The organism is Streptomyces globisporus (assembly GCF_003501885.1).
GTDB lineage: Bacteria > Actinomycetota > Actinomycetes > Streptomycetales > Streptomycetaceae > Streptomyces > Streptomyces globisporus_D.
The window spans coordinates 37,524-48,121 of the sequence record NZ_QWFA01000076.1; the positions used below are offsets into that span (position 1 = coordinate 37,524).

General features: G+C 73.8%; 11 protein-coding genes. 4 read left to right on the forward strand and 7 right to left on the reverse strand.

Annotated elements, in window-relative coordinates; genetic code table 11:
* Positions 1–130: 130 nt before the first annotated feature.
* Entirely contained in the window at positions 131–1,495 is a 1,365-nt protein-coding gene (locus tag D3105_RS16230; protein ID WP_118903896.1) for an FAD-binding oxidoreductase, read from the forward strand.
* Between the two features lie 43 nt (positions 1,496–1,538).
* Positions 1,539–2,294 carry a decaprenylphospho-beta-D-erythro-pentofuranosid-2-ulose 2-reductase gene (locus D3105_RS16235; protein ID WP_118903897.1) on the forward strand — a complete coding sequence of 252 codons (756 nt, stop codon included), beginning with the start codon at positions 1,539–1,541 and terminating at the stop codon, positions 2,292–2,294.
* Between the two features lie 36 nt (positions 2,295–2,330).
* Here D3105_RS16235 and D3105_RS16240 read toward each other — a convergent pair whose 3' ends face one another.
* Both D3105_RS16240 and trpS read right to left on the reverse strand, forming a co-directional pair.
* Positions 2,331–2,933, reverse strand: a complete 603-nt coding sequence (locus tag D3105_RS16240) for a 2'-5' RNA ligase family protein (protein ID WP_118903898.1) — start codon at positions 2,931–2,933, stop codon at positions 2,331–2,333.
* Between the two features lie 121 nt (positions 2,934–3,054).
* Positions 3,055–4,047 (reverse strand): tryptophan--tRNA ligase, encoded by a 993-nt coding sequence (gene trpS, locus D3105_RS16245; protein WP_118903911.1) that lies wholly within the window; start codon positions 4,045–4,047, stop codon positions 3,055–3,057.
* Positions 4,048–4,359: 312 nt separating this feature from the next.
* Here trpS and rocD point away from each other — a divergent pair, with 312 nt between their 5' ends.
* Complete coding sequence (gene rocD, locus D3105_RS16250) at positions 4,360–5,568, forward strand: ornithine--oxo-acid transaminase (RefSeq protein WP_118903899.1); 1,209 nt, start codon at positions 4,360–4,362, stop codon at positions 5,566–5,568.
* Between the two features lie 22 nt (positions 5,569–5,590).
* On the opposite strand, the gene D3105_RS16255 is transcribed toward rocD, so the two are convergent.
* The 3 genes from D3105_RS16255 to D3105_RS16265 form a co-directional block, all read right to left on the reverse strand.
* Positions 5,591–6,778, reverse strand: coding sequence for a glutathionylspermidine synthase family protein (locus tag D3105_RS16255; RefSeq protein WP_118903900.1), 1,188 nt, complete (start codon positions 6,776–6,778; stop codon positions 5,591–5,593).
* 5 nt (positions 6,779–6,783) lie between these two features.
* On the reverse strand, positions 6,784–7,056 hold the full coding sequence (locus tag D3105_RS16260) for a hypothetical protein (protein ID WP_118903901.1): 273 nt from the start codon (positions 7,054–7,056) through the stop codon (positions 6,784–6,786).
* Between the two features lie 126 nt (positions 7,057–7,182).
* Positions 7,183–8,583, reverse strand: a complete 1,401-nt coding sequence (locus tag D3105_RS16265; protein ID WP_118903902.1) for a PLP-dependent aminotransferase family protein — start codon at positions 8,581–8,583, stop codon at positions 7,183–7,185.
* A 47-nt stretch (positions 8,584–8,630) separates the two neighbouring features.
* Between D3105_RS16265 and D3105_RS16270 the strand changes: the two genes are divergently transcribed.
* Entirely contained in the window at positions 8,631–9,146 is a 516-nt protein-coding gene (locus tag D3105_RS16270; protein ID WP_118903903.1) for a carboxymuconolactone decarboxylase family protein, read from the forward strand.
* 36 nt (positions 9,147–9,182) lie between these two features.
* Here the strand turns inward: D3105_RS16270 and D3105_RS16275 are convergent, their stop codons facing one another.
* Positions 9,183–10,211 (reverse strand): serine/arginine repetitive matrix protein 2, encoded by a 1,029-nt coding sequence (locus tag D3105_RS16275; protein ID WP_118903904.1) that lies wholly within the window; start codon positions 10,209–10,211, stop codon positions 9,183–9,185.
* A gap of 3 nt (positions 10,212–10,214) precedes the next feature.
* Positions 10,215–10,598: hypothetical protein (locus D3105_RS16280; RefSeq protein ID WP_425315742.1), on the reverse strand; the 384-nt coding region annotated here is incomplete at its 5' end.

Genomic DNA, 10,598 nt, shown 5'->3' on the forward strand with positions numbered 1-10,598 from the left:
GCCCCGGACTCTCCCGGACGCGCCCGGCGGATCCCCGTCACCATGCGCTGACACTCACTCCATCACCCGTTCCGGTGAGCGAATTCACCAATGCCGCAAAGCGGATTTCCGGGACGATACGGTCACCCCCATGTCCGTCGACACGGTGTCCTTGACCGGCTGGGGCCGCACCGCCCCGACGACCGCCGTGCGGTTCCGCCCCCGTGGCTATGAGGAGGCCGCCGCCGTCGTCCGGGGGCGCGGGCCCCGGGGCGTCATCGCGCGCGGGCTGGGGCGGTCGCCCGGGGACGCGGCGCAGAACGCGGGCGGCTCGGTGCTCGACCTGGCGGGCCTGGCCCGGATCGGCGGGGTGGACGCCGCCGCCGGCGTGGTGCGCTGCGAGGCGGGGGTGAGCCTGGAGCGGCTGCTGCGGGTCCTGCTGCCGCTGGGCTGGCTGCCGCCGGTCCTGCCGGGGACCGGCAAGGTCACGGTCGGCGGGGCGATCGCCTCCGATCTGCCCGGGCTCGACCACCGGCGGGCGGGGTCGTTCGCCCGGCACGTGAGCGCCCTGGAGCTGCTCACCGCCGACGGCGAGGTGCGTACGGTGCTGCCGGGCACCGCCCTCTTCGACGCGACCGCCGGGGGCCTCGGGCTGACCGGAGTGATCCTGGGCGCCACGCTCCGCCTCCGGCGCGTCACCACGGGGCTGATGTCGGTCTCCACCGAGCGCGCCGGGGACCTGGACGATCTGCTGGCCCGTTTCACCGCGGGCGGCGACCGGCTGCCGTACGCCTCCGCCTGGGTCGACCTGATGGCCCGGGGCCGGGCGGCCGGGCGCGGGGTCCTCACCCGGGGGGAGCACGCGACCCCCGATATGCGCCCGGCGCACGCGGGGCGCACTCGATGGTCCCCGCGCTCCGGAGGGGCGCCGGGGAGGTCCCCCTTCCCCGGCTTCCCGCCGCTGCCAGGGAGCCTGCTCGGCCCGGCGGCCGCCGCCCTGTGCAACGAGGTCCGCTACCGCGGCGCGCCCCGCGCGCGGACCGGTGAGCTGCGCCCCGTCCCCGCCTTCTTCCACGCGTCGGACGCCCTCCCGGACGTACGCGCGCTCTACGGCCGGGGCGGCCTGGTGCGCTACCGGTTCACCGTCGGATACGGCCAGGAGGAGACCCTGCACCGGGTGGTGCGCCGGATCGCGGCGCGCCGGAGCCCCGCCGTGCGGGCCGTCCTCCAGCGGTTCGGGGCGGCGGACCCCGGCCCGCTGTCGTTCGCCGCGCCCGGCTGGTCCCTGGAGCTGGATCTGCCCGCGGCCCTGCCCGGCCTGAGCCGTTTCCTGGACGGTGTCGACGAGGAGGTGGCCGCCGCCGGGGGCCGGGTCTGTCTGGCGACGGACTCCCGGACGCGACCGGAGACGGCGGCCGCGATGTACCCGCGGCTGGCGGAGTTCCGGGAGCTGCGGGCGCGTCTCGACCCGGCGGGAGCGTTCCGCTCGGATTTGTCGCGCCGACTGGGACCCTGACCCGCCCCACATGAATCCCACCCCATCTGACCAGGAGCTTTCCGTGAAGGATGCCTTTGGCGCCCCGCAGTCCCTGCTCGTCCTCGGCGGCACATCCGAGATCGCCCTGGCCACCGCCCGCCGACTGATCGCCCTGCGCACCCGCCGCGTCTGGCTGGCCGGGCGCCCCTCCCCCGCCCTGGACGCGGCCGCCGCCGAACTGCGCGGGCGCGGGGCCGAGGTGCACACCGTCGACTTCGACGCGCTGGACTCCGCCTCCCACGAGGTCACCCTCGGCAAGGTCTTCGCCGAGGGCGACGTCGACGTGGTGCTGATGGCGTTCGGGGTCCTCGGCGATCAGGCGCGGGACGAGGAGGAGCCGATGGCCGCCGTCCGGGTCGCCCAGACCAACTACACGGGGGCGGTCTCCGCCGGGCTGGTGTGCGCCGGCGCACTGCAGGCGCAGGGGCACGGTTCGCTGGTGGTGCTGTCCTCGGTGGCCGGGGAGCGCGCCCGGCGCGCGGACTTCATCTACGGCTCCAGCAAGGCGGGGCTCGACGCGTTCGCCCAGGGCCTCGGCGACGCGCTCCAGGGGACCGGGGTGCAGGTGATGGTGGTCCGGCCGGGGTTCGTCCGGACGCGGGCCACGGCGGGGCTGCCGGAGCAGCCGCTCGCGACGGGACCCGAGGAGGTCGCGGCGGCGATCGTCACGGGGCTGCGGCGGCGCTCGGAGACCGTGTGGGTGCCCGGCTCGCTGCGGGTGGTGATGGCGGCGCTGCGGCACGTGCCGCGCCCGCTGTTCCGGCGTCTGCCGGTCTGAGCCGCCGGTCCGGTCCGTCGGGCTACGTCGGGGCGCTCAGGGCCGCAGCGACGGGGCCGAGGACGACGCCTCGATGGTGTAGCCGCCCTGGGCGGGGACGGCGGGCGCGCCGCCGCCTCCGCCGAAGGGGAAGTCGCGGAGCTTGCGCCAGACGGCGTCCGGGCCCTGCTCGTACAGCGCGAAGGAGCCGCAGGTCCAGGCGGCCTCGTAGTCGGCGAGCTCCTCGTAGGCCCGGTCCATGGCCTCCTCGGAGATGCCGTGGGCCACGGTGACGTGCGGGTGGTACGGGAACTGGAGCTCGCGGACCAGGGGCCCGGAGGCGTCCCGGACCCGCTTCTGGAGCCAGGAGCAGGCCGAGGCGCCCGCGACGACCTGGACGAAGACGACCGGGGAGAGCGGGCGGAAGGTGCCGGTGCCGGAGAGCCGCATCGGGAACGGGCGGCCGGCCGTGGCGATCGTTTCGAGATGCGCCTCGATCGCGGGCAGGTCCGCCGCGTCCGCCTCCGTCGGCGGGAGCAGGGTGACGTGGGTGGGAATGCCGTAGGCGGCAGGGTCCCCGAAGCTCGCGCGGCGTTCCTGGAGCAGGCTGCCGTAGGGCTCCGGGACCGCGATCGAAACGCCGAGCGTTACGGTCCCCACGTCGTTCTCCTCCGTCGTCGATGGTCGGTTTTCGGTCATGCCGCGCGGGCCGGGTGTCCGGCCCGCGCGTTCCGCCGCAAGTGTGACCCCTGCGGCCATGATCTCGCCAGGGCCCTTGGACTCAGTGCTTCGCGGGCAGGAAGCCCATCCGGTCGTACGTCTGTGCCAGCGTCTCCGCGGCAACGGCCCTGGCCTTCTCCGCTCCCTTGGCCAGGATGGAGTCCAGCGTCTCCGGGTCGTCCAGATATTCCTGGGTACGGACCCGGAAGGGAGTGACGAATTCCATCATGGCTTCGGCCAGGTCGGTCTTCAGCGCGCCGTAACCCTTCCCCTCGTAACTGCGTTCCAGATCCTCCACCGGGCTGCCCGAGAGCGTGGAGAGGATCGTGAGCAGGTTGCTGACGCCCGGCTTCTTCTCCACGTCGAAGCGGATCACCGTGTCGGTGTCGGTGACGGCGCTCTTCACCTTCTTGGCGGTCGCCTTCGGGTCGTCGAGGAGGTTGATGAGGCCCTTCGGCGTGGAGGCCGACTTGCTCATCTTGACCGCCGGGTCCTGGAGGTCGAAGATCTTCGCCGTCTCCTTGAGGATGTACGGCGCGGGAACGGTGAACGTCTGGCCGTACCGGCCGTTGAAGCGCTCGGCGAGGTCGCGGGTCAGCTCGATGTGCTGGCGCTGGTCCTCGCCCACCGGGACCTGGTTCGCCTGGTAGAGCAGGATGTCGGCGACCTGGAGCACCGGGTAGGTGAAGAGGCCGACGGTGGCCCGGTCGGCGCCCTGCTTGGCGGACTTGTCCTTGAACTGCGTCATGCGGGAGGCCTCGCCGAAGCCGGTGAGGCAGTTCATCACCCAGCCGAGCTGGGCGTGCTCGGGCACATGGCTCTGGACGAAGAGCGTGCAGCGCTCAGGGTCCAGACCGGCCGCCAGCAGCTGCGCCACCGCGAGCCGGGTGTTGGCCCGCAGCTCGGCGGGGTCCTGCGGGACCGTGATCGCGTGGAGGTCGACGACCATGTAGAAGGCGTCGTGGCTCTCCTGCAGCGCCACCCACTGGCGCACCGCGCCCAGGTAGTTGCCGAGGTGGAACGAGCCTGCGGTGGGCTGGATCCCGGAGAGCACGCGCGGACGGGCGGCCGCACCGGTGCGGCCCGTCTGCGGCTGGTCGGTGGGGAGCGAGGGGCGATCAGAGGCCATGGCCCCATTGTCTCAGGTGCCCCGGGCATCTCCGGCAGCCGGTGCGGGGCGGGAAGGGCGCGTCACCGCACGGTCCCGGAGCACGGGAGCGCACGCCTGAGACGAACCCCACATTCCGGCGCGCCCGGCGTACGACGGCGGGCGCGCCGCCGGATGAAGGTTTCCCGGCGCGGGTCCCGGCCGACGATACAAAGTGGGCACCACCCGCCGCCCAGCCGCACGACGAACGGAGATCCCGTGTCGACCACGGAAAACGCCATCGCCTCCGCCGAGGCGCACAGTGCGCACAACTACCACCCGCTGCCGGTCGTCGTGGCCTCGGCCGAGGGCGCCTGGATGACCGATGTGGAGGGCCGCCGCTACCTCGACATGCTCGCCGGGTACTCGGCGCTCAATTTCGGCCATGGCAACCGCCGCCTCATCGACGCGGCCAAGGCCCAGCTGGAACGCGTCACGCTGACGTCCCGGGCCTTCTACCACGACCGGTTCGCCGACTTCTGTACCGAGCTGGCGGCCCTGTGCGGCATGGAGACGGTGCTGCCGATGAACACCGGGGCGGAGGCCGTGGAGACCGCGGTGAAGACCGCCCGCAAGTGGGGCTACCGGGTCAAGCGCGTGCCGGACGGGATGGCCAAGATCATCGTGGCCTCGGACAACTTCCACGGCCGTACGACGACGATCGTCAGCTTCTCCACCGACCCGGAGGCGCGGGCCGACTTCGGCCCGTACACCCCGGGCTTCGAGATCGTGCCGTACGGGGATCTCACCGCGATGCGGGAGGCGATGACCGAGAACACCGTGGCGGTGCTGATCGAGCCGATCCAGGGCGAGGCGGGGGTGCTGGTGCCGCCGGCCGGCTATCTCCCGGGCGTACGGGAGCTGACCCGCGAGCGGAACGTGCTGTTCATCGCGGACGAGATCCAGTCGGGTCTGGGCCGGACCGGGAAGACGTTCGCGCTGGAGCACGAGGGTGTGGTGCCGGACATGTACGTGCTCGGCAAGGCGCTGGGCGGCGGCGTGGTGCCGGTCTCGGCGGTGGTCTCGTCGGCGGACGTGCTGGGGGTGTTCCGGCCCGGCGAGCACGGCTCCACGTTCGGCGGGAACCCGCTGGCGTGCGCGGTGGCGCTGGAGGTGGTCGCGATGTTGCGGACCGGCGAGTACCAGCAGCGGGCGGCCGAGCTGGGCGACCATCTGCACCGGGAGCTCGGCCTGTTGACGGGCGGCGGCGCGGTGGAGGCGGTGCGCGGCCGGGGGCTGTGGGCGGGGGTGGACATCGCTCCGGCGCTGGGCACCGGCCGGGAGATCTCCGAGAAGCTGATGGAGGAGGGAGTGCTGGTGAAGGACACCCACGGCTCGACGATCCGGATCGCCCCGCCGCTGGTGATCTCCAAGGAGGACCTGGACTGGGGCCTGGACCGGCTGCGTACGGTGCTGAGCGCCCGGTAGGACGCGGATCCCACCGGAGGATTCAGAGGATGACGTGGGGCAGGAAGCGGGCGTACTCGTCCGTGACCGGCCCCGCCGACTCCCGGATACCGAGCCCCGCCGCCTCGCCCTCGACGGTCCACGCGCCGAGCACCACCCGGTTGCCGTCGATCTCGGGCAGCGGAGCCAGCTCCTGGTAGCAGCACGGCTCGTCGCGCGGGACGGGCGGGGAGCCGGGCCCGTGGAGGTCGACTCCGGCGCCCTCGCGGCCGAGCAGCGGCTTGGAGACGTACCCCGCCCCGCCGGGTCCGGCCAGCTCGCGCGGTCCGTCGAGGTAGGCGGGCAGCAGGTTCGGGTGGCCGGGGTACAGCTCCCAGAGGATCGCCAGCAGCGCCTTGTTGGAGAGCAGCATCTTCCAGGCGGGCTCGATCCAGCAGGTGGTGCCCGAGCCGCCGCCGTTGTCGAGGGTGTCCAGGACCTGCGGGCCGAAGCGGTCCGTGGCCAGCCACTCCCAGGGGTAGAGCTTGAAGCAGCTGCGGATGAAGCGCAGCCGGTCGTCGACGAACCGGCCCGAGAGCCGGTCCCAGCCGATCTCCTCGACGGACAGCGCGTGCGTCTCCAGCCCGGCCTGGTCGGCGGTCTCGCGCAGATACGCGACCGTCATCAGGTCCTCGCCGATCTCGTCGCCCTCCGAGTGGACGAAGTGCAGCGGGCCCGGCGGCAGCAGGGGCGCCTGCCGCTTCCAGGCGTCGACGAGCCGCTCGTGCAGGGAGTTCCACTGGTCGGCCCCGGGGAACCGGTCCTCCATCCAGAACCACTGCGCGCTCGCCGCCTCCACCAGTGAGGTCGGGGTGTCGGCGTTGTACTCCAGCAGCTTGGCCGGGCCGCTGCCGTCGTATCGCAGGTCGAACCGCCCGTACACGGACGGCAGTTCGGCGCGGCGGCGCCAGGACTCGGCGACGAGCCCGGCCAGCCGCGGGTCGGTGATGCCGAGGTCGGCGAACCGGTCGTGCTCGACGATGTGCGCGGCGGCGGCCAGGCTCATCGTGTGCAGTTCCTCGACGACCTCCTCCAGCGCCTCGACCTCGGGCAGCGAGAAGACGTAGTAGGCGCTCTCGTCCCAGTACGGACGCAGCGAGTCGTCGGGGTAGCGGGTGAGCGGGTAGACGACCCCCTGCGCCTCGACGGTCTCCTGCCAGCCGGGCCTCGGCTCGATCGTGCGGCGTTCCACGGCGGTCAGCCGCCGCCGGAGCCGGAGCAGCCGAAGCCGCCGCGGTCGACCGCGGACTTGTCGAAGCTGCCGCCCTGCACCTTGCCGCTGTCGCTCTTGCCGCCGTAGTAGTACGAACCGCTGCCGCCGCTGCGGCATTCGGAGCTGGGCAGGGTCTTCTGGGTCGTGCGGTCGGCGCAGCGCTTGTCCGGCTCCGAGCCGCAGGACGTGATCGTCAGGGCGAGCAGCCCCATGCCGCCGAGCACGACCGTGCTCGACCTCAGCCTTCGTATGGCCATGTCCTGGTTCTCCCCCGTGATACGTGTTCAGGTCCTGGCCGCGTCTCCGCAACCGGACCTCTTGTCAGACTAGTTCGACGCATGGCCGATGCGAAACCTGCGTTCCGCGAAGGGTTCGGCCGGGGCCTACGGCAGCACCCGGCACAGGGCGTCCAGCGCGCCCGCCCAGGCGCTCTCGGAGGGCGAGCCGTAGCCGATCACCAGGGCGTCGCGGGTGGCCGGGGCGTCCGGGTGGCGGTAGCGGGACAGGCCCTCCAGCGCGAGGCCCTGGAAGGCCGCCGCCTGGATCACGGAGCGCTCGGCGCCCGCCGGGAGTTCGAGGACCGCGTGCAGCCCGGCCGCGATCCCGCTGACCTCGATGCCCGGCGCGCGGTCCGCGAGCGCCGCGACGAGCTGGTCGCGGCGTCGGCGGTAGCGCAGCCGCATGGAGCGCACGTGCCGGTCGTACGCCCCCGAGGCGATGAACTCCGCGAGGGTCAGCTGGTCGGGCGAGCCGGAGACCCGGTCGGCCATGCCCTTCGCCGCCATCACCTCGCCGACAAGGTGCCGGGGCAGCACCATCCAGCCCAGCCGGAGCCCCGGGGCCAGCGACTTGCTGGCGGTGCCGAGATAGACCACCCGTTCCGGGTCGAGGCCCTGGAGCGCGCCCACCGGCTGCCGGTCGTACCGGAACTCCCCGTCGTAGTCGTCCTCCAGGATCAGCCCGCCGGTGGAGCGGGCCCAGTCGACGGCGGCGGCCCGCCGGTCCGGGTGCAGCGGTACGCCGGTGGGGAACTGGTGCGCCGGGGTCAGCAGGACCGCCCCCGCGCCGCGCAGTGCGGACAGGTCGCCGGTGCGGGAGCCGTGTTCGTCCAGCGGCAGGCACGGGGTGCGCAGTCCGGCGTCGGTGAGGAGGTTCGTATGGAGGTCGAGGCCGTACGACTCGACGGCGATCTCCCGGACCCGGCGGCGGCGCAGCACCCGGCCCAGCAGCGCGACACCGTGGGCGAAGCCGGCGCAGATGACGATGCGCTCCGGGTCGGCGTACACGCCGCGGGCCCGTGCCAGGTACTCGGCCAGCACGGTGCGCAGTTCGACGCGGCCCTGCGGGTCGCCGTAGCCGAAGACCTCGTCGGGCGCGGCGGTGAGCGCCTTGCGGGCGGCCTTGAGCCAGGCGGTGCGCGGGAAACCGGACAGGTCGGGGGTGCCGGGCTTCAGGTCGTACCCGGCGCCGGACCTGGCCGGCCGGGCGGGGGCCGCCGCCGGGTCCGTGCGGCGCGGCGCGGACCGCTGGGCGACCCGGGTCCCCGAGCCCTGGCGGGCGGTGAGCCAGCCCTCGGCGACCAGTTCGGCGTAGGCGTCGGCGACCGTGTTGCGGGCGACGCCCAGGTCGGCGGCGAGCGCCCGGGAGGAGGGCAGCCGGGTGCCGGGGGCGAGGCGGCCGGTGCGCACCGCCTCGCGCAGCGCCCCCATCAGCCCGCTGCGCAGCCCCTGGCCGACCGGTTCCAGATGCAGGTCCGCGCCGAAAGTGGCCCAGGAATCCGTCATGCCAATGGACCATACCGGGGGGCCATCGGGGCCGTAGCGTCGTCTCCATGACCCCATCGCACAGCCACCACCACACCCCCGCCGACCTCGCCCCCGAGGAGCCGCAGCGGATCTCCGTCTCCCAGCTGCTCCCGGACGTCTACAAGGCGATGGTCCGGCTCGACATCGCCGCCCGCCAGGGCCTGGACCCCGTCCTGGTCGAGCTGGTGAAGATCCGCGCCTCGCAGCTCAACCAGTGCGCGTTCTGCCTGGACATGCACAGCAAGGACGCGCTCGCGGCGGGCGAGTCCGCCGAGCGGATCATCCAGCTCAGTGCCTGGCGGGAGTCGCGGCACTTCTACACGGAGAAGGAGCTGGCGGCGCTCGCGCTGACCGAGGCGGTCACCGTGCTCACCGACGGCTTCGTCCCGGACGAGGTGTACGCGGAGGTGTCGAAGCACTTCGAGGAGACCGAGCTGGCCCAGCTGATCGCGGCGATCACCGTGATCAACGCCTGGAACCGCTTCGGCGTCACCGGCCGGCTGACCCCCGGCCACTACACACCGGGCGACTTCAAGAGCTGACCACGGGGCGGCCCGGCCGCCGGGCCGCCCCTGCCGTCAGAACGGGCTGCCGTACGGGTCGAAGTGCGTCACGGCGACGTCGAGGATCTCCTCGTGGCGCGGCCAGTCGCTCTCGGGGGCGGCGACCAGCACCGCGTAGAGGCGGTCGTCCGACGCGGTGAAGACCCGCTCGACGACCCGGCGGCGGCCGCCGGACTCCTCGTGGTCGTACGCGTACACCAGCTCGGCCGCCTCGCCGCCGAGCGGGTTGTCGACGCGGCCGATGCCGACCTCCTCGAAACCGGGAGTGCCGCTGCGCTCGTCGGAGGCCCGGCGGACCGAGCCCAGGGCCGTGGCCCCGGGCTCGGCCACCCGGAACACCTGGATCAGCTCGGCACCGCCGGTGGTCCGGTAGAACACCCCGCCGGTCTCCGCCGAGCGCTCCTCCCACTCCTCGGGAACCGCGATCCGGAAGCCCTCCGCGTCGTCCACGGCGACGTACCCGGGCGGCGGTGAGCCGTCCGGGGCGGCGGCTTCACCGGACGGGGCTTCACCGGTGGCGGCGGAGCCCTCGGTGCCCGGCTCCGGAGCCACCTGATCCGTGGCCTCGTCGGCCGGGGCACTCGCCGACTGCCTCTGTGCGCCGTCCCGGCCACCGTCGTCCCCGTCCGCGAGGGTGGACCACAGCGCCGCCGCACCGGCGGCGAGCGCGGCCACCGCGAGCCCGGCGGCCACCGGGACGAGCCGCTGCCTCGGCGTCCGGGCGGCGGGCGGGGGCCCGTGGACGCCGGTGAGGTTGTTGTACGGGCCCGGGGCGTCGGCGCCGCTCTGCGCGTACGGATCAAAGGCGCCGCTCAGCGCGTACGGATCCGAGGCGGTGGTCTCCGTGTACGGGTCGGGGGCCGTGTCCTTCGTGTACGGGTCCCGGGCCCCCGGCGACGCCGGGTCCGTCGGCGGCCTCGGCGGGACCGGGGGCACGGGCGGCACCACCGGAGCGGTGACGGGCGGCGGCGGTCCGTAGGCGCGCGGCCCGTCCGTCTCCCAGCTCTGGGACTCGTCGTTCCAGCGCACCCCTCCCCCGGCCATCGGTCAGCCTCCCAGCAGCGCGGACAGCGCCTCGGCCACGGCGACGCCGGACGCCAGCGTTCCGGTGAGAGCGCCGGCGGCGTCGAGCGCCCGTTGGAGGCGGCCCAGGCGGCCCGGCTCCGCGGCGCCCGCCGTCTCGATCTCGTCCGCCACCGAGACCAGCTCCGCGTCCAGGACCTCCGTGGTGTCGGTGGTCACGAACCGGGCGAGGTCGGCGCGCAGTTCCCGCACGGCCCGCAGCAGTTCGGCCTGGGTCTCGTCGGCAGGCCCGGCGTGCCGGTGCTGGGTGACGGTGTTGTGGTCGCCGACGGCGAAGGCGCTGCCGGTCACCGAGCCGATGTGCACGGTGGGCACGGGCCGCTCGTCGGGGGCCGGACCGGGGGTGGG